Source organism: Rhodococcus sp. HNM0563 (assembly GCF_012726195.1).
In the GTDB taxonomy this organism is placed as follows: Bacteria; Actinomycetota; Actinomycetes; order Mycobacteriales; family Mycobacteriaceae; genus Rhodococcus.
Genome location: NZ_JAASAF010000010.1, coordinates 98291 through 116794, shown reverse-complemented (window position 1 = coordinate 116794; position 18504 = coordinate 98291). Strand labels below are relative to the sequence as shown.

Genomic DNA, 18504 nt, shown 5'->3' with positions numbered 1-18504 from the left:
GGGCACGGGCATTAGGCTCGACGACATGAGCACCCCTGAGTCCCGCTTCCCCGCCGTCCGCTACGGAGCCCGACTCCGCCGCGCCGCCGAACTCGGTGCCGCCGCCGGACTCGATGCGCTCCTGATCACCCCCGGCCCCGACCTGCGCTATCTGATCGGGTCCCGCGCCGAATCGTTCGAACGCCTCACCGCCCTGGTGATTCCCACCGACGGGTCGACCGCCGCGGTGGTCGTGCCGCGCCTGGAACTGGCCTCGCTGAACGAGTCCGCTGTCACCGAACTCGCGCTGCCGGTACGCGACTGGGTGGACGGGCAGAACCCGTACGCACTCGTCGCAGAATTCGTTCCCGCCGGGGGGAAGGTCGCTGTGGCCGACGCGATGCCGGCGCTGCATCTGGTGCCGATCGCCGCGACGTTCGATCACGTCCCGGTCCTCGCGACACCGGTGATCCGGGATCTGCGCATGATCAAGGACAGCGACGAGATCGAGGCGCTGCGCCGCGCCGGAGCCGCCATCGACCGCGTGCACGCCCGAATGGGGGAATGGCTGCGCCCGGGCCGCACCGAAGCGCAGGTCGCCGCGGACATCTCCGCCGCGATCATCGCCGAAGGCCACACCGACGCCGCGTTCGTGATCGTCGGGTCGGGTCCGCACGGCGCCGACCCGCACCACGAGGTCTCCGACCGGGTCATCACCACCGGGGACATCGTGGTCATCGACATCGGCGGTCCGGTCGAACCGGGCTACAACTCCGATTCGACCCGCACCTACAGCATCGGTACCCCGGATGCCGCTGCCGCTGAGAAGATCGCGGTGCTCGAGGCCGCACAGCAGGCCGCCGTCGATGCCGTGAAGCCGGGGGCACGTGCCGAGGACATCGACGCCGCAGCACGTGATCTGCTCGCCGCCGAGGGACTCGCCGAGGTTTTCGTGCACCGCACCGGGCACGGCATCGGTCTGTCGGTGCACGAAGAGCCGTACATCGTCAACGGCAACACCGAACCGCTGCAGGCGGGCATGGCGTTCAGCGTCGAACCGGGCATCTACTTCCGCGGCGAATGGGGCGCCCGCATCGAGGACATCGTCATCGTCACCGACGACGGCTGCGAGCCGGTCAATCGGCGCCCGCACGGGCTGACGGTGCTGCCGGGCTGAGCGGTAACCTCCGGCCGGCGGGGATGCGTTCGACGATGCCGCCGGCGAACACCTCGTAGAGCGGCAGTGTCTCGAGATGCACATACCCGATGTGACAGTCGCACACCGCATTCGGACACACCCGCGGCCGCAACGCCGGAAGATACGAACCGTCGTAGAGGTTGCCGAGCGGCGCCGCCACAAAATGGCAGCGCCGCACCAGCCCGTCACCGTCGACGCTGATCACGCTCTCCCCGGTGCGGCACGGCAGACCCGCGGACGGGTGCGCATGCGCCGAGTACTCGAACAACGGATCGAGCGCGGTCCACACCGCCGCTTCCTGCGCGCTGTAACCGCGGCCTTCCTCGGCGTTGACCCACAGGTAGGTGGCCTCCGGTAGCGCCGCGCGCAGCGCGCGGGCGGACTCGAGATTGTCGGCGAGCCCGACGATGCCCACCGAATGCCGGATCCCCATCGCGTCGAGTTCGGCGGTACGCGCCACGAATTTCTCGAGGGTGGTTTCACCGGGATGGTAGGTGCACCACAGGGCGAGCCGGTTCGGGTCGGCGTCCGCGAGCCAGCCGGTGCGGCACGACAGATTGGTCTGCACCGCGACAGTCCCCACATGCGGCAGATGCGACAGCGTCACCAGCGAGTCCCGATACCACGAGCGGGTCAGGGCTTCGCCCCACGGGGTGAACAGGATCGACAGCTGCCGATGCTGCTGCGGATTGCGGGTGACCCAGTCGACGAACCTGGCGAGCGCGGCCCGGTCTGCGCGGAGCGTGGCGGGACTGTCACGACGCTTGGCGAACGGGCAATAGGGACAGTCGTAGTTGCAGCTGGCGAGCGGACCGCGATAGAGGATCGTCAACTCGGGTGCGGCCGAGTCCGTCATCGGATCACAGCCGTGGCCATCGCCGCACGGACCGACGTCGACACCAGCCACGGCCCGATGACGTCGGAATGCGCGAGCCCGTCATCGGTCAATCGGATCCAGGTCCCGCCCCCGGGATCAGGCCGATGGGTGGACCACCCACGAGCGGTCAGGGCACCGAGTTCCGGAATGTCGACGAGCGGGTCGGTGCCGAACCGCCCGGTGTAATCGGCGGTGCGCATCCCCTCGGTGCGCAGCAAGGTCTTGATCAGCCAGCGGCGGCGCTGTTCCTGATCGTCGAGACGGGCTCCGACGGTGGCAGCGGTGAAATCGGTGGTGGCGCTGTACTCGTCGAGGATGGTGCGCACCGCGGGGATCCCGACGGCGTAGTCGAACGAGTAATGCAGTGTGTCGGTGTAGGAGCGGGCACCGCAGCCGAGCCCGATCATGCCGTCGTTCTGGCAGCAGTAGTCGGTGTCGTCGCCGGGCACATCGGCGCGACGGAACTGCCGCATGGAATGCTGGCGATACCCGGCGGCGGTGAGCGCGGCGACGCCCTGCCGATACAGCCCGAGGCGGCGGGCGTCCCAATCCGGATCCCGCAGCGCCTCGTCGCCGGCGCGGCGACCGAGCCCGGTCAGCGGCCGCACATACAGTGGATACAGGTAGATCTCCTCGGGGCGCCGCGCGAGCGCCGTGTCCAGCGAATACTGCCAGGTGTCGGGGGTCTGCCCGTCGATGCCGTAGATCAAATCGAGGTTGACGACAGGAAACCGACCGTCCTGCAGCCGGTCGAGGGCGGCGTCGACGTCGGTGCGGTGTTGGGGGCGGCCCGCCGCGTGCGCTTCGCGGTCGAGGAAGCTCTGGACACCCATGCTGACGCGGTGCACCCCGCGCTCGGCGAGCACCGTGAGCCGATCTTCGGTGGCCGTGGCCGGGGAGGTCTCCACCCCGATCGGCAAAGAGGGAAGTTCCGGAGCGAACCCGGTGAGGATGTCGAACAGGTCGTCGAGTTCTGCCGGTTCGAGATAGGTGGGGGTGCCGCCACCAATTGCGGCCGAGGCGAAGTGAGCGGCGCGTCCCGTCGCGTCGAGTTCGGCGCGCACCTGCCGGGCCTGACGACGCAGTGCCTGCAGATAGTCGGAGACCCGCTCCGCAGGTGGGCGGGCGGTGGTGAACAGATTGCAGAAACCGCAGCGCATCTCGCAGAACGGGACGTGGGCATAGAGAAACAGCGACGACAGGTCCTGTCGCGCCCACACGTCACGCAGCCGCGGCGACGGGTCGAGGGGACGGTAGGCACTCTTGTGCGGATAGGCGTACAGATACCCCTGGTACGGGGACGCGTCGAGGTCTATGTGGTCGAGGTCTATCTGACTGTCGTTCATGCGGCGGCTCCGGAGGTGAGGTGCGGCAGGACGGTGTGCGCGTACGGCACGGTCCACACGCACTCGTGGGCGAGGCGATGCCCCTGGCGGTCGTCGTCGCCGTACGCAGTGCCGTGATCGGAGCACACGATCAGGAACACCGGACGGGGACCCGCCGTGAGCATCCTGGTCAGACGCGGAATCCGCGAATCGACGTACCGCAACGCCGCGGCGTGACTTTCCAGGGTGTCGGGGCGCCGCGTCTCAGGGGTACTCGCGATGCCGTCGAGATAGAAGTGGTTGGGCTGGTGCAGCGCCGCCACGTTGACGAACACGAACCGGGGGCGCGGATCGTCGACGGCGAGGCGTGAGTCGAGCGCGTCGAGTTGATGATCGAAGCTGTCGGGGTCGGCGACCCCCGTGGCCTCGGACCAGTGACTTTCCTCGAACAGGTCGGGCAGCACCGAACCCAACGCGGTCTGCCGGTTGAAGAACCCCACCCCGCCGAGACACACGGTGCGGTAACCGGCAGCGGCGAGGGCCTCGACGACGGTGGCCTCGCCGAACAGCCAGGTACCCGACCCCAGGAGATCTTCGGTGTGGCCGGGGAACTCCGCGGCGAACAACCGCTCGTGGTCGCCGCCGTCGGCCGGGGTGGGCAAGAACCCGGCGAAGAACGCCTGATGGGCGGGGAAAGTGAACGTTGCGGGAGTATGACGCTGCTCCCACCGCCCACCGGGGAGCAGCGCGGCGAGGTTCGGGGTGCGGCCAGCGGCCAGTTCGGTGTCGGCGACGTCGAAACGCAACGTGTCGAGGGTGACGAACACGATGTCGTGGGTGCCGACGACATCGCGGAACGCGGGGATCTGGGTCATGCGGTGAGTACTCCGGTCAGGCTGTGGATCTGGGCGTCGTAGGTGTCGTGGTCGGGGCGGTGGAGGCCGGGCAGATTCGGCAACAGATCACCGAAGGCATTGACCTCGGCAACCGCCACCGGGGTGGGCGCCGGCCCCGACGATCCGGCTCGCGCACCGACGAGCACGTCGACACCGACGGTGTGCATGCCGGGAAAACACCGGGCGGAGGCCTCGGCGACATCGAGCACCCGCCGCCACCCCGCATCGCCGAGCACCACACACAGTGCCGCGAGATCCCCGCGTTCATTACCCAGATGCAGGTTCGTCACCGAGCCACGCGAGGTGCGCACCACCGCGTGCGTCGCGGTGCCGGCGACAACGAGAACCCGCACATCCGCGGCCTTGCCGCGCAGAACGAGTTTCGGAAACCACTGTTCGACGTGCAGTCGCTGCTCGGCGAGCGCATCGACGAGGGCGCCGACTTCTGTTTCACCGCGGAACGTGCCGGGCCGCAGGCTGTTGACCGGCCGTCCGTCGTGCCACTGCACCGGGCCGCGTGCGAGCACATCCGCGCCCGCACGGTGGTTGCGCAGTTGCACGGCGAGTACCCCGGACGCGGACGAGCCGTGAGCGGGCTTGACGAACACCCTGGCCCAGCCGCGTCTCCGCAGGCCGTCCCGCAAGTCGTCCCAACCACGGATCGGGGCCCCGAGCGCGGCAGGCACCGGGACACCGGCGGCCTCCAGACGGGCGTGGCAGGCGGCTTTGTCGAAGAGCACCCCCAGGTCGGCGGGATCGGCGGTCAGACGGGCACCGGCCGCGGTGGCCGCATCGCCGAGCGCGGCGGTGGCTGTGCTGAACCCCCGATACCAGGCGGGACCGGCGGTGATCGCACCGCGGGGTGCGCAGTCGGGGGCGCCGCGCAGCAGCCGGTCGACGACCGGGTCGTCGCCGGGGGAGTCGATCCGCACCAGAGCCGGAGCTGCCGGTGCGGCCAGGGCTGCGGCGAGCACCGCACCCGCCCTGGACGGCCCGTCCGCGAGGACTGTGCGCCAACTCAACACCTGCGGTGCCCGGTGACCCGCCCGGCGGCACGCCGCGGCAAGCAACGTCGTGCGGCGACCGCCCGGATTCCCAACCAGCAGCAGCTGCGGTAGGGAAGTCATTCGGAGACAGCGGTATACAGATAGACCTCGCCGCCGTGCTCTTCGGGTTCCTGCCGGTCGTCGGCCGAGATCTCCACGTGCGGGTGTGCCGCGCGCAGCCGCGACAACGCCTCGTCGGAGACGAAATGATGGTCGAGGATCAAGGTGCGCACTGCACCGAGATCAGCGCCGGCGAGCGTATCGGCTCCGGTGTCGGTCAGCGTCCCGTTCGACAGGTCGAGCGTGGAGATGCGCTGCAACACCGGTGCCTGCACCAGCGCCGCAGCAATACGGTCGGCGAGATCGCTGTTGCGCAAACCCAGACGGCTCAGTGCGGGAAACCGGTTGCCGGCGAGCAGCGCGGAGAGCGGGTCGACGACGGTGATGGCACCGTAGTTGTCGACGCCGAGCCAGATCTCGAGGTCGGTCAGGTCGGGTGCGTCGATCGCGAGCAACCCGTCGAGGTAGGTCTGTTGCAGTCCACCGGATTCGACGGTCAGCGACCGCAACCGGGGCAGGACCGGCGTGGCGAGGGGGACCGGCTCGCTGATGGTCGTCGAACTACCGCCGCGCAACTGGAGTGTCTCGAGATCAGGGAAAGCCGCGAGGACCGCTCCGAGATCCCCCCAGTCGATCCACGAGATCTCGCATTCCTCGAAGGTCATGTCGCCGACGAACAGATGCCGCACGGCCGGGAACGCCGCAAGCAGCGGCACCACCTTGTCCGTCGGCAGCGGATCACTGGCCTCCGTCCAACACCCGAACACCAGCGTGCTGATCTGTCCGGCCCACGGCTGACCGGCGAGAGACACCAGGTCGTCGACGAAACCGTCGTCGCCACGGTTCCAGTCGGTGGCGATCTTCCACGCGAACGCGCCCGGATCGGTGGGGGTCGGGATATCAGCGGAGTACTGCTGGACGGGTAGTCCGGCGAAGGTACTGGTAGGGGTGTCGATCGTCACCGGTGATGCTCCATTTCCGAGGGAGTGGGTCGGTCGAACTATGCGTCGGCACCCTACGACACGACCCCGACTCCTTTCCGACGGAGACGCGCGGCACACTGGAATCATGAGCAACACCACAGCCGGTTCCGCGGCGACAGGCCCCATCGTCATTTTCGGGGGACGCAGCGAAATCGGCACCGAGATCGCTGCACGGCTGGCGCCGGGGCGCATCGTCGTGCTGGCGGCGCGCCGCGCCGAGCACCTCGACGGGCCGGTTACGCAGGTGCTGGCGGCAGGAGCGGCGGCGGTGCACACCGTCGAGTTCGACGCCGACGCCCTCGAAACCCATGCAGCGGTGCTCGATTCGATCACCACCACGCACGGCCCGATCGACGTTGCGGTGCTGGCCTTCGGGATCCTCGGGGATCAGTCCCGCGCCGAAACCGATCCCGCGCACGCGGTCGCGGTCGTGCACACGGACTTCGTTGCCCAGGTCGGGTTGCTCACGGTGCTGGCGCAGCGGATGCGTGCGCATTGCAGCGGACGCATCGTGGTGTTCTCGTCGGTCGCCGGGTGGCGGGTGCGCCGCGCGAACTATGTGTACGGATCGGCGAAAGCAGGATTGGACGGGTTTGCGTCCGGTCTGGCCGACGCCCTGCACGGTAGCGGCGTGTCGCTGCTGGTGGTGCGGCCCGGGTTCGTGATCGGCCGGATGACCGAGGGGATGAGCCCGGCACCGTTGTCGAGTACCCCACCTCAGGTGGCGGGCGCGACGGTGCGGGCGTTGCAGCGTGGTCGCGGTGAGGTGTGGGTGCCGGCGGTGTTGCGGCCGGTGTTCTTCGGGATGCGCTTGCTGCCGCGGGCGGTGTGGCGGCGGTTGCCGCGGTAGGGCCGGGTCGAGAGTACGATCCGCGATCGTTGGTGGTCGGCAGAATCCAGCTCCCCGAACTGAATTCAGGGCTACCGGTCACCGATCATTTTCGGCCTGGACGGGGCGTGCCTGCGTGGCCATGAATGCGAAGCCCTCCACCGGACCGCTCGTCTTCTGCCACTCGAAGTCGACCTCTTGGCCAGGGTCGAGCGCTCGGAATCCATCGATTTCGACTTCACTGAAATGCACCCAGCAGCCACCTGGAGTCTGCACACAGTCGATGGCTCCCCATCCGTCTTCTTTCCTTCAGAGTCGGACAACACCTCGTGAAGTCATCTCCCGATGATGCAGGAAACTGTGCCGGTCAGCGATCGCAGGGAGGACCCTTTCGCTGTTAGCGTCCTCGTCAGGGGTAAGAACCGAATATGGCAGGAAGGGGCCGCGGCCGGCCCACCGGAGGTCCCATCGTCGCGGTACACCTGGCAGGCCCGACACCCCATGGTGTCTATGACGGTGCCGTCCGTGGCGATCAGCAAAGCCGACCCGCCGCTCAGTCCCCCCGCACCGGAAGCCGACGAGGGCCCGGCCCCTCCTTCGCGAGGACGTCGCCGGGATTCGCCAACGGACAACTCTTCAGACTCAGGCATCCACATCCGATGCACCCCGAAAAATCGTCACGCAGCTCGGTCAACGCCTCGATCCGGCGGGTCAACTCGTCGTGCCACATCAGCGACAGACGCGCCCAATCCTCCGCAGTGGGGACCCGACTGTCGGGAAGCGAATCGAGGGCCTTCTTGATGTCTTCCAAGGACACACCGACCCCTTGCGCGATCCGGATGAACGCCACCCGACGCAACGTGTCGCGCCGATAGCGGCGCTGATTGCCGGAAGTGCGACGACTGTCGATCAGCCCTCGGGACTCGTAGTAATGCAGTGTCGACACCGCGACACCAGAACGCTCCGACAACTGCCCGGGTGTCAGCCACACTCCAGCAGTCATCAGAGCCTTCCTACGTAGGGCAATGCACGTGCCGATCCGGTGTGCTGCACAGTACCGAAACCTCGCTCTCGCAGCACCGAACGGGTGGCACCCCGACGCAACCCGCCCGCCCGATCGTTCAGCGACGGCCACGATAGAAGCCCCGAATGTCCTCGGCGAGCAGCCCAGTCTCCAGATGCGCCGCGTAATGACCACCCGGCGCGTCGTACAGATTCCACGACACGATGTTCCGGTGATCCCGCTCGGCGAACTTGCGCACCCCGTGAAATCGCCCGCAAACCCCGCGACGCCGATCGGCACCTCCGTGGGCCCCACCTCATCCGCCGCCTGCGCATCCTCGAAATACATACCGATTGCCGAGCCAGCCGTAGTCGTCAACCAGTAGAGCGCCACATCGGTCAGAACGAACTCGTCATCGAGCCGTCGCCCGTCCATCGCATCGTCATACATCAACTGCAGATGCCAACCCAACACACCCGCAGGTGAATCCGCCAACGCATACGCGAGAGTCTGCGGCTGCGGCGAGTGCCGACTCCACTTCTATTCTGTTGCGCTGGTTGGAAGACCCCACCAGCCGCGACTTCGAACTCGACGAACTTGCCCTGATCACCGCACACACTGGCAGCGAGTGGGAATCCACGCGGACAACCATGGAGACCCATGTGTTGCCGCGAACGTCAGGTTCATCCAGGTCGCCCGGTCTCAACGCCACACCACGATCGACGGCGGAGGCATCGTCATTCTCGACGACACCAGGAATCCGACGCGCCTGTATCTCGAAGGGGCATACACGCTTTGGGACGATTTGACCGAGGCAGGAACTGTCGCTCAGGTCTCCGGCGCTAGGCCCTGCTCCCTTCGCACGAAGGGAGCGGCACTGGACCCGGTGATCGCGAGGATCACCCGTGGTCAGCCCTACCGTCACGGATCGGTTTCGAGGAAAACGAACTCGGGCGCGCCGCGGAGGACACACTGCACAACACCGACCTGCGAACGGGGGAGTGCCCCCTCATCGAATGGGGCTGGGACCGTGCCGCCGCCAACGCCTACACCGAATCGGTCATCGGAACGACAATTGACCGCCCGGCCTGCACATTCTGCCCTTTCACCTTCTCGAATCGCTCCAGCAGTATCGCTGCCCTGGAACGGTACCGTGCAGAACCACACGTCGGCGCATCCGCACTGCTCATGGAGCGGATCGCGATCGCACTGAACCCCTACCCAGGGCATCGTCGCGGGCAAGCGGCTGATCGACCTGGTGCACGAGCACGGCCAACTCGGCTCGGTCCTCGACGCACTCGACGCCGATCTCGACCGGGCGAACACGCCCTCTACGAGATTCGGCGCATCCTGCCGTCCCGCAAGACCGACCCGACGAATCTGGGCAACGCCGCACGCTCGGTCCGGATCCGCGGCCCGGTGTTCCCGACCGTCGAGCAGTTCTTCATTGTCGCCCCGCCCTCGCGCAGGAGAAGGAGCACGAGCGTTTCGATCAGTGGTGGGCTGACGCCCGCCGCGAGACCGTGCAGAGCGCCGTGGCGGCCTGACACCGGACGTGGCCGCGGAGAGCGAGACCGACGCGTGCGACGGGCTCGGCTCCCACCTCTTTCGGGTGCGGGGAGAGTGCGTGGGTCTTTGCGGGGCAGGTCCGATGACTCCTCTGTCCGGCGAGCCGCGGCAGAGGCCGGCGCTGGTGGATGCGTCTCGGGGATGTTCGGGCCTGTCGGCGGTGTCGGGAACGTGGACGGCATTGAGTGTGTGATTTACCATGTGATTAGGAGGTGGATTGCAATGACAACCGCACACCCACGACCCGACCTCGCCGCCTACAACGACGCCGCCCGTATGACCCAATCGGAGCTGGTCACAGCGCTGCGCGACCTGCTCGGGGCCAAGCTGGTCGCGTACCTCGGGAAGGTGAAGGAAACCCGGGCTGTCCGCCAGTGGGCCGAAGGCACCCGCACGATCAACAACGAGACCGACGTCGAACGCCTCCGCATCGCCTACCGTGCCGCCCGCCTGATCGCAGAACGCGACACCCCGGCCGTGGCGCAGACCTGGTTCCAGGGCTTGAACCCGATCCTCGACGACCGGCCGCCGGCGCTGCTGCTCCGCGAGGGTGATCTCCCCGACGTCGGCCCGAAGGTCCTCGCAGCGGCGCGCCAGTTCGCGGCGGTCGGATGAAAGCACCCGACCGAACTCTGATCCCGACCGCGCGCGGCGATGTCTGCTGCGCCCACGTCGAGGGAGCTGCCGCCTACCGTGTCGGCTACCCGCCGACCTCGTGGGAGTGGACACCGTGGGAGTTCGCCACCGACGGCCGCTTCACCGGACGCTGGGACGACCCGGCCGGGGTGTGGCGAACCCTGTACGTCGGCGCGACCCGCCTGTCCTGCTACCTCGAGGTCCTCGCCTACGCCCGCAAGAGCGAGGAACTGAGCGCAGCACTCGACGAGATCGTCGACAACGATGACGAGGACGAGTTCCCCACCATCGCTCCGGGCCGGGTCCCACGGTCGTGGATGTCAGCCCGGGTCACCGGCAGCGGCTCGATCACAGGATGGTTCGTCGTGCCCGGCGACGCCGAGTCCGTGGCCACCCTGCGGTCCACCTTCCGTCCCCACGCGATCCGGCACGGCCTCGTCGACCTCGACACCGCGGCGATCCGTGACGGCCGGCCGCGTGACCTCACCCAGGCGATCTCCCAGTGGATCAACTCGCTCACCGATCCGGACGGTGAACCGGTTGCCGGCATCCAGTTCGAATCTCGGCACGGTGACGGCCTGGTGCTCTGGGCGCTGTACGAGCGTCCCGGCGACGGGCCGGTCAGCAAGAACGTCATGGTGCTGGACTACGGATCCGTCGAAGAGCACGACCCCGACCTGGTCGAAGCGATGCGCCTGCACAACCTGGTCTGGGATGACGACTGAGCCGGGCTCTCGGCTGCGCGTGGTGGCGATATGACAATTCCCATCGCCACACCGGATGTGCCCGCACTCGCGAGCGCGTCTCCGAGTGGCTCACAGATGTTCACCGAGCGCCTGCAGTCGAGTCTCTTCGATGTCGAGACGGCGCTGTGCTGCGTTGAGGGCCTTCGAACTGTAGGTTCCTCGACTCCGGGCCTCGAGGAGAGCAGCCCGCTCGGCCGCAATCGTGAGCAGCCTCAGCCGGACGTACTCTTCACACCGAGTGTCGTGTTCCGGGTCGGGGGTGGTACCGCGAGCCTCACGCTTGCCGATCAAGCTGTCGCTCCGACCCAGTTCGACCACATCCTGTTCGGCTCCGCCGGGGAGCGGCCAGTCCGAGTCGTTTCGAGAAGGCCGCGACCGAGACAATGCTGGCGACACCGATGATCGCGATCAAGGTCAGGTCCGTCCCACTATTTTCATAGGGCCATGCTCAGGCGCCGTCATGGCCCTGAGTCAGAGAGCACGCAGGGGAGTGGTGGAACGGACTCGGACGGCAGGCGGGCGGGCGGGCGGACAAGGCAGCCCTTGTGTTCACCTGTCGGGTGGTGTGGGGCAACGGCCGAAATCGGGCACGGTAGGTGACGGGGTCATGCCGCGAGTCGCGCACGGTGCACCGTCGTCATCGCCGCGTGCGATGCCACCGACCCGGAAACGGAATTGTCTCCGGAAACCTTGTTACACAGTGCATTTGATGGATAATGGTGATTATCCATCAAGATCGACTCGAGCGGGGTATAGGCGGCGCAGTGGGGGCGGGCCTACCGATTCTGCGCACCGACGCTCGACGACACGCGCAATCGACGTATCGGCATGCACAGCGACCGAGATGTCGAAGTGTGACGCCGTGCGACCGGCGCACACGCCGACGGGCCACACGCCGGAGACGAACCGGCCACCGGGTCGACGCGAAGCGCGGAGTTCATCGACGCCACTGAGTCCATTCCGGCAGGTTCGGAGGCCGGCCCTCACCGAAGAAGGCCGGGATGTCGCCCCGGGGCGGCACATGCCGTCCGCGGCCCCGAACCCACCCCGAGCAGCGGTCGGGTAGGCCCAGATTTCGACTACTTGACATAATGTAGATTATCGGCAAACTTGGCATACCGATTGACCTGGGGTTATGCGCGCATTCGGCGGCCACGCCGCACATCGACTTTCAACACGCGCATCGCACATCACATCGGCGACGCCACCGCCTGACGACTTCGGCATCCATCAGGCGCTCATCATGCGATTCGCCGACATCTCAGCGGAAACAGCTGCTGGCGGGGCAAGGTCGATCGCCGGCGCCGCCGGACATCCGACTTGCCGTCCCGTCGACTGCCCGTGTCCGCCTCGGTTTCGATCGACCTTGATCGATATCCCGTCCCCTCGCGCACCGACCCAATCCCATTAAAACGTCACTGTGACGTTTTAATAGCCGTGTGTTCTTCCGCTTGTCCTGGCGGTCACGACCAACTCAGCTTCGACTGGTGACCTGACCGTCGGCGACACACCCTCCGGTAAGTGCATTCGTGTTCATGTGCACGCCATCGGAGCGCTCGCGGCGACCATGGGACATGCATGGGCACGGCACCACTGGACGACATTCGCACCTCGGGCCGCCGTCTCCGTTTCTGCGCTGAGCGCACTCGGTGCTCCCTCCCCTGGCAATCCACCGTACAACCATAAACGTCACAGTGACGTAATGGGACTCAGACCCTTGCCTCCAGAATCAAGTTGAACGGCGTTTCCGTCGCGCGCCGGAAGCTGCCGAATCCAGCTTCGGCTGCGACGGCAGCGAGACGCGCCTCGCCGGCCTGTGCACCGAGACCGAGTGCAACAGGTTGAGCGAGCGACGACGGCGTGCACAGCACCGTCGAGGCCGCGTAGTACATCCGCCCGACCGGATTGAGATTCTCGGCGAGATCGTCGTGCGCATACGGCTCGACGAGCATCACGGAGCCGTCGCCCGAGAGCGTGTTGCGCGCATGTGTCAGTGCACCGACCGGGTCTCCCATGTCGTGTAGGCAGTCGAAATAGCACACCAAGGCGTAATCACGACCCGGGTAATCCGCTGCCGATGCGACAGCGAAATCCACGTTCTCGACGCCCTGTTCGGCAGCCAGTTCTCGTGCGCGAGTGATCGATCCGTCGTGATAGTCGAAGCCGTGCACCATCGAGTTCGGAAAGGCCTGAGCGATGAGCGTCGTGGATACACCGTGACCGCATCCGATGTCGGCCACCTCCGCGCCTGCTGTGAGTTTGTCGACGACGCCATCGAGTGCGGGTAGCCACGCGTCGACCAGATTGGCACGGTAGCCCGGCCGGAAGAATTGCTCGGTTCCGGTGAACAACTCGGTGTCGTGTTCGTGCCAGCCGAATCCTTCGCCCTGACGTATTCGTTCGGTGATCTTCTCTCTGTCCTTGAAGACCGCACTGATCAGGTGGTAGCCACCTGCCAGATAGACCGGGCTGTCGATGCGGGCGAATGCCATCGCCTGCTCCGGTGCAAGCGTGAAGGTGTCGGCGCTCGCATCGTGCATGAGATACCCACTTGCGGCTTGCGTCGACAGCCATTCCCGCACATAGCGTTCACGCACGCCGGTGCGTTCTGCCAGCGCATCGGACGTCGTCGGACCGTTGCCGTCGAGCGCTTCCCAGAACCCCAGGTCGAGGCCAATCAGGACCAATGCACTGTTCAGCGCGGCGCCCATGTCGATAACCAGCTGCCCGAGCGTCTGCTCCAGCTTGCCTTGGTCGATTTCCTCCATGTCAGGTGTGGCCATTGCACACCTCCTAAAACTTGTGATGTGCATCACATTCTAGGCGTATGGGGTGCACCACCGTCACCGCCGCATCGGAGATGCACGAACCGCGGCAGGGCGCCGACAATGGGTGACCATCGCCCCTGACCGATCTGCCTCGGATCGGGCTACGCTGAGGCAACTTTCGTTCGAGGAGGCAATGTTGAGTCAGGAAGTGAAGATGATCGTGCTGTCCACCGACGATCTCGACGAGTCGATCAAGTTCTACAGCGACACCCTGGGTATGGGCCTGAAGTTTCGCGACGGCACGCATTTCGCGGCCCTCGACGGCGGCGGCGTCACCCTCGCACTCGCCACCGACGTCGACCATCCGATCCACGGTCAGGTCGTCGTCGGCATCAAGACCGACGACGTGGATGCCGCCACGAAGGCGATCGAAGAGGCCGGCGGGGGCATCGTGAAGGACCCGTACGACGACGCGCACGAACGCCGCGCCGTGGTGTACGACAACAAGGGCAACGGATTGGTGTTCTACAGCCCACTCCAGCGCTGACCTGCTCCCCCGCCGCAGCCTTCCGGTTCGCCACCATGTGCAGCACGGGAGGATGCGCGGGTTGTAGCACTCCGCTACGATGGGTAGCAGTCTGCTACACATGGAGGTCGTGATGCCCTCGTATACCGACAAGGTCACCCGCTTCGACGCCGAGCTCGTCGACAGCGCAATCGCCGAGGGCGGGCGACAGAATCGCACAGGCCGCCAGCAACTCGAATACTGGGCGCGTATCGGCCGAGCCATGACGGCCCACGAAACCGCATCGCTGCATCGCGTACAGGACGCCCTCGCCGGCACCCGCCCGACCACCGAGCTCACCCCCGCCGAAGGTCGGCTGTTCAACGCCGAGATCGACGCCCGCATCGCCGACGATCTTGCCGGCGCCGACTACACCGGAGTCCTCGCTGCGCGCGGCGTCACGACCGTCGTGCTCGACGCCGAGGGCCGGCTGGTCGAGCAGCATCCCGACGGCACGACGCGGGTGCTCGACGCTGAATGAGGCGTCTGGACCTGATCGTCGGCCCGAACGGGGCCGGTAAGTCGACGTTCGTCGAATTGACCCTCGCTCCCCTGCTGCCGCGCAGTGTGTTCGTCAACGCGGATGTGATCGCGCGGCAACGCTGGCCTGACCGGGCGGAGGAAATGTCGTACGAGGCGGCGCAATTGGCGGCGGCGGCGCGCGATCGACTGCTCGGGCAGCGGCGGTCGTTCATTGCCGAGACGGTGTTCTCCCACCCGTCGAAGCTTGAGCTGATCGACCGAGCGCAGGCCGCGGGGTTCACGGTCGTGCTGCATGTGATGCTGGTGCCGGAAGCCATATCGGTGCGCCGTGTGGCACATCGGGTCGCATCGGGTGGGCATTCGGTGCCGGAGGACAAGATCCGGTCGCGGTATCGGCGGTTGTGGCCGCTGATCGTCGACGCGATCGGTCGCGCGGATCAGGCAACGGTGTACGACACGGCGTCGGGTACCCCGGCGGTGATCGCGAGGTTCGTGTCGGGGGTGCCGGTCGGTGTGATCCGGTGGCCGGTGTGGACACCGAACCAGCTCAGTGAACTTGGGTAAATGCGCTGGCACAGGCATTTTGCAGGGGAGCTGCATTGATCGAGTTGGCTCAGCCGAACTCCGGCCTTGGCGCCCAGTGCAGTCGAGCTCGTCTGCAGCGGAGTCCTCGTCAGGCCGGTTGCATCAAGGCCGCGAGGTCGGCGGGTACCGGCATGGGCTCGCGCAGGCCCACTGCGGCGCGGCCGGTGTTGCCTTCGGGATAACGGCCGCTCAGGGATGCGGGTGCGGCCGCGATGATGCGCACGACTTGGCCGAGGGCTTCGCGGCGCTCGCGCTGTCGCATCGCCAGGGCGAACATGGCGACGTGGTTACGGGTGTGCAGCCACGGATCCGGTTGGGACAGGATATGGGCGGCTTCGAGGTGCGCCCACCGCTGGGCGGGGTCGGTCGCGGTTTTCCCCGCGTGCATCTCGTGGTCGTAGCGGGCGCGGGCCGGGTCCGGAATTCGGGACATTACCGAAGCCTTTCGGTCGAAGGGGGTTCAGTCGCAGCAGTCACAGTCGTGGGCGTCGGACCGGTCGGCACCGAAAGTGGCCGGTGAGGGACAGCAGGTATCCCCGTGCCAGGCGTTGATACCTTCGCGGACCGCGATCGCGGCGATGACCAGGGCCGCGATCGGGTCGGCCCACGACCAGCCGAACAGGCTGTTGAGCAGCAACCCGACCAGCAGCACTGCCGAGAGGTAGGTGCACAGCAAGGTCTGCTTGGAATCGGCGACCGCGGAGGCGGAGCCGAGTTCACGTCCGGCGCGACGCTGCACCCATGACAACACCGGCATTATTGCCAAACTCACCGCGGCCAAGGTGATGCCGATCGGCGAATGCTGGGCTTCCTCGACTCCGAGCAGACCGCGAATCGAGTCGACGGTGACGTAGGCGGCGAGGGCGAAGAAGGAGAACGCGATGATCCGCAACGCGACCTTCTCCCGCCGCTCCGGATCACGCCCGGCGAACTGCCACGCGACCGCCGCCGCGGAGGACACCTCGATCACCGAGTCCAGGCCGAACCCGATCAGCGCTGACCGAGGACACCCGCGCGCCCTCGGTCAGCGCAATGATCGCCTCGATGACGTTGTAGGTGATGGTCGCGGCGACGAACCAGCGGATCCGCCGCGACAGCAGCGCTTTGCGTTCCGGCGACGGGCCCGCCAGAGTGACGGCCGAGTGCAGCGACGGCATTTCCAATGGCGCGGACATCAGCAGCACTCTTCGGTGTCGGCGGTCGGGCAGCAGGCCGGGTCGACCGCCAGCACCAAGCCGAGCAGGTCATCCAGAGCGTGCCCGATACGGCGGTCGGCGAGTTCGTAACGGACGCGCCGACCTTCCGGGACGGCCACGACCAATCCACACCCACGCAGGCAGGACAGGTGATTGGACAGGATCTGGCGCGACACCCCGATCGCCTCTGCCAGAGCGGAGGGATAGGCCGGACCGGTGCGCAGGCTCAGCAGGATCTGGGTGCGGGTCGGATCCGACAACGCGTGCCCGAAGCGGGCAAGCGCGTCACGGTGCAACAAGGTCTCCACAACACATACAATACAGATTCGGATGTATTCATGGAATCCTGAACTATTGCGAACGGGCTGGGGGGACGCGCGGAAAGCGTGTCGATGGCCTCGAACAATCCTTCGGACACCAGGTCGGTGACGTAGGTGCCGGCCTTGGCGTCGATGGCGCTTTGAATCCACGGCCCCACACGACATGAATCCAACGCATATTTGACATGCATGAATATGCGTTGGATCCATAACCTAGGCCATGTCAGACCCACTGCACGAGTTGCCACACGATGCCGTTGGGATCGGCGAACTGGCAGTAACGCTCCCCCCACGGCTCAGTTTCCGGCGCGGTGATCACCGTGGCGCCCGCCGCGGCGATGCGGGCGTATTCGGCGTCGAGATCGTCGACGACGAACGCGATCAACATGCCTCGACCGGCGGGTCCTGCGATGGAGGCGGGCTTGAAGGTGCTCAACCCGGTGCGCAGGAAGACGATGTTCAGCCCCGCACTCGGGTGCGTGAGGGAGACGAAGCCGTCGTCGGACATGGCCTCGGTGAATCCGAAGTGTGCCTTCGCGAAGTCGGCGGAGGCGGCGGTGTCGGCGACGTTGAGCGACAGGGCTGTTCCGGTGATGTGGATGGTGTCCTCCAGGGAGTGGGATAAACCTTATGCAACGTATACATTATTCAGTGTATAGAGTTATCGCGGAGGATGCACCCCGACTTCCAGGAGAGACCCGATGGCCCGCGACCTGATCGACCTACTGTGGCGTGATCACCCCGACGCGCCACGTGGCGGCACCCGCGGACCCCAATCGAAAGTAACTACCGCACAAGCGGTGTCGTCCGCCATCACCCTCGCCGACGCCGAAGGCCTCCCCGCCGTGACAGTGCGGCGACTCGCCGCGGACCTCGGCATCTCCGGGATGGCTCTCTACACCCACGTCGGATCCCGCGACGACCTGCTGGTGCTCATGGCCGACGCCGCCCGCGCAGGCCGGCCGCGGAGCCCGTACGCGAGCGAACGCTGGCGCGCACGGGTCCGACAGGTCGCCGAGACCGACCTCGCGCTCTACACCGCGCACGGGTGGCTACTCGACATCACCGACCCCCGGACGTCGCTGGGACCGGGAACAATCGCCGCCTACGACCACGACCTGCACGCGTTCGATCACACCGGGCTGACCGATCTCGACCGCGACGCCTCCTTGACCTTCGTCGCCGACTTCACCCGTGCCGCCGCGCACGCCCACCGACCCGCACCCCACACCGTCGACATGGCCGCGGCATGGTCGGCCTGGCACCAGCGCCTCGACGCATACCTCGGCGACGAATTCCCCCTGGCCCGACGGGTGGGCGCGGTCGCCGGGGAGGCGATGAACACGTCCTACAGCCCACAGAGTGCATGGAAGTTCGGGCTCGACCGGGTCCTCGACGCCGTGCAGTCCCTCATCGACCGGGTCTAGCCGCTACACCGTC

The 18504-nt window shown here is 66.8% G+C and carries 19 protein-coding genes and 2 pseudogenes; 8 read left to right on the top strand and 13 right to left on the bottom strand.

All coding sequences use genetic code 11. The annotated features are described in order from the left end of the window. Positions 1-25 precede the first annotated feature (25 nt). Entirely contained in the window at positions 26-1156 is a 1131-nt protein-coding gene (locus HCA61_RS21445; protein WP_169690216.1) for a Xaa-Pro peptidase family protein, read from the top strand. On the opposite strand, the gene HCA61_RS21440 is transcribed toward HCA61_RS21445, so the two are convergent. The 5 genes from HCA61_RS21440 to HCA61_RS21420 are packed head-to-tail and all read right to left on the bottom strand — an operon-like array spanning position 1116 to position 6343. Next, positions 1116-2033, bottom strand: coding sequence for an STM4011 family radical SAM protein (locus HCA61_RS21440; RefSeq protein WP_169690215.1), 918 nt, complete (start codon positions 2031-2033; stop codon positions 1116-1118). The genes HCA61_RS21445 and HCA61_RS21440 overlap by 41 nt on opposite strands. Beyond that, complete coding sequence (locus tag HCA61_RS21435; protein ID WP_169690214.1) at positions 2030-3400, bottom strand: STM4012 family radical SAM protein; 1371 nt, start codon at positions 3398-3400, stop codon at positions 2030-2032. Before HCA61_RS21435 ends, HCA61_RS21440 begins: the two co-directional genes overlap by 4 nt. Continuing rightward, the gene (locus HCA61_RS21430; protein WP_169690213.1) at positions 3397-4254 is read right to left on the bottom strand and encodes an STM4013/SEN3800 family hydrolase; all 858 of its coding nucleotides are present in this window, start codon (positions 4252-4254) and stop codon (positions 3397-3399) included. The genes HCA61_RS21435 and HCA61_RS21430 overlap by 4 nt, the downstream gene beginning before the upstream one ends. Continuing rightward, positions 4251-5402, bottom strand: coding sequence for an STM4014 family protein (locus tag HCA61_RS21425; RefSeq protein ID WP_169690212.1), 1152 nt, complete (start codon positions 5400-5402; stop codon positions 4251-4253). Before HCA61_RS21425 ends, HCA61_RS21430 begins: the two co-directional genes overlap by 4 nt. Further along, positions 5399-6343 carry a leucine-rich repeat domain-containing protein gene (locus HCA61_RS21420; protein ID WP_169690211.1) on the bottom strand — a complete coding sequence of 315 codons (945 nt, stop codon included), beginning with the start codon at positions 6341-6343 and terminating at the stop codon, positions 5399-5401. The genes HCA61_RS21425 and HCA61_RS21420 overlap by 4 nt, the downstream gene beginning before the upstream one ends. A gap of 106 nt (positions 6344-6449) precedes the next feature. On the opposite strand from HCA61_RS21420, the gene HCA61_RS21415 reads away from it, so the two are divergent. Further along, positions 6450-7214 (top strand): SDR family NAD(P)-dependent oxidoreductase, encoded by a 765-nt coding sequence (locus tag HCA61_RS21415; RefSeq protein ID WP_169690210.1) that lies wholly within the window; start codon positions 6450-6452, stop codon positions 7212-7214. 78 nt (positions 7215-7292) lie between these two features. Here the strand turns inward: HCA61_RS21415 and HCA61_RS21410 are convergent. Together HCA61_RS21410 and soxR are read right to left on the bottom strand one after the other, a co-directional pair. After that, positions 7293-7484: pseudogene (locus HCA61_RS21410) on the bottom strand (hypothetical protein); the annotation flags it as partial. 262 nt (positions 7485-7746) lie between these two features. After that, on the bottom strand, positions 7747-8196 hold the full coding sequence (gene soxR / locus HCA61_RS21405; RefSeq protein ID WP_169690209.1) for a redox-sensitive transcriptional activator SoxR: 450 nt from the start codon (positions 8194-8196) through the stop codon (positions 7747-7749). A 1791-nt stretch (positions 8197-9987) separates the two neighbouring features. Here soxR and HCA61_RS21400 point away from each other — a divergent pair. Continuing rightward, positions 9988-10380 (top strand): hypothetical protein, encoded by a 393-nt coding sequence (locus tag HCA61_RS21400; protein WP_169690208.1) that lies wholly within the window; start codon positions 9988-9990, stop codon positions 10378-10380. Next, the gene (locus tag HCA61_RS21395; RefSeq protein ID WP_169690207.1) at positions 10377-11126 is read left to right on the top strand and encodes an RES domain-containing protein; all 750 of its coding nucleotides are present in this window, start codon (positions 10377-10379) and stop codon (positions 11124-11126) included. The genes HCA61_RS21400 and HCA61_RS21395 overlap by 4 nt, the downstream gene beginning before the upstream one ends. A gap of 90 nt (positions 11127-11216) precedes the next feature. Here the strand turns inward: HCA61_RS21395 and HCA61_RS21390 are convergent, their stop codons facing one another. Both HCA61_RS21390 and HCA61_RS21385 read right to left on the bottom strand, forming a co-directional pair. Beyond that, positions 11217-11465, bottom strand: coding sequence for a hypothetical protein (locus tag HCA61_RS21390; RefSeq protein WP_206040417.1), 249 nt, complete (start codon positions 11463-11465; stop codon positions 11217-11219). A 1391-nt stretch (positions 11466-12856) separates the two neighbouring features. Next, positions 12857-13930: a methyltransferase domain-containing protein gene (locus HCA61_RS21385; RefSeq protein ID WP_206040416.1), complete on the bottom strand. Its 1074-nt coding sequence runs from the start codon at positions 13928-13930 to the stop codon at positions 12857-12859. 178 nt (positions 13931-14108) lie between these two features. Between HCA61_RS21385 and HCA61_RS21380 the strand changes: the two genes are divergently transcribed. From HCA61_RS21380 to HCA61_RS21370, 3 genes are all read left to right on the top strand, one after another. Then, on the top strand, positions 14109-14462 hold the full coding sequence (locus HCA61_RS21380) for a VOC family protein (RefSeq protein ID WP_169690206.1): 354 nt from the start codon (positions 14109-14111) through the stop codon (positions 14460-14462). A gap of 112 nt (positions 14463-14574) precedes the next feature. Beyond that, the gene (locus HCA61_RS21375; RefSeq protein ID WP_169690205.1) at positions 14575-14961 is read left to right on the top strand and encodes a hypothetical protein; all 387 of its coding nucleotides are present in this window, start codon (positions 14575-14577) and stop codon (positions 14959-14961) included. Continuing rightward, positions 14958-15527: a zeta toxin family protein gene (locus HCA61_RS21370; RefSeq protein WP_169690204.1), complete on the top strand. Its 570-nt coding sequence runs from the start codon at positions 14958-14960 to the stop codon at positions 15525-15527. The genes HCA61_RS21375 and HCA61_RS21370 overlap by 4 nt, the downstream gene beginning before the upstream one ends. Before the next feature lie 109 nt (positions 15528-15636). Here the strand turns inward: HCA61_RS21370 and HCA61_RS21365 are convergent, their stop codons facing one another. From HCA61_RS21365 to HCA61_RS21350, 4 genes and pseudogenes are all read right to left on the bottom strand, one after another. Then, positions 15637-15981 (bottom strand): DUF3703 domain-containing protein, encoded by a 345-nt coding sequence (locus HCA61_RS21365; RefSeq protein WP_169690203.1) that lies wholly within the window; start codon positions 15979-15981, stop codon positions 15637-15639. A gap of 27 nt (positions 15982-16008) precedes the next feature. Beyond that, positions 16009-16705, bottom strand: a pseudogene (locus HCA61_RS21360) (cation transporter). A gap of 17 nt (positions 16706-16722) precedes the next feature. Then, positions 16723-17052: a metalloregulator ArsR/SmtB family transcription factor gene (locus HCA61_RS21355; RefSeq protein ID WP_169690202.1), complete on the bottom strand. Its 330-nt coding sequence runs from the start codon at positions 17050-17052 to the stop codon at positions 16723-16725. Between the two features lie 235 nt (positions 17053-17287). Continuing rightward, positions 17288-17665, bottom strand: coding sequence for a VOC family protein (locus HCA61_RS21350; RefSeq protein ID WP_169690294.1), 378 nt, complete (start codon positions 17663-17665; stop codon positions 17288-17290). A gap of 100 nt (positions 17666-17765) precedes the next feature. Here HCA61_RS21350 and HCA61_RS21345 point away from each other — a divergent pair, with 100 nt between their 5' ends. Beyond that, positions 17766-18491, top strand: coding sequence for a TetR/AcrR family transcriptional regulator C-terminal domain-containing protein (locus tag HCA61_RS21345; protein ID WP_169690201.1), 726 nt, complete (start codon positions 17766-17768; stop codon positions 18489-18491). Positions 18492-18504: the final 13 nt, after the last annotated feature.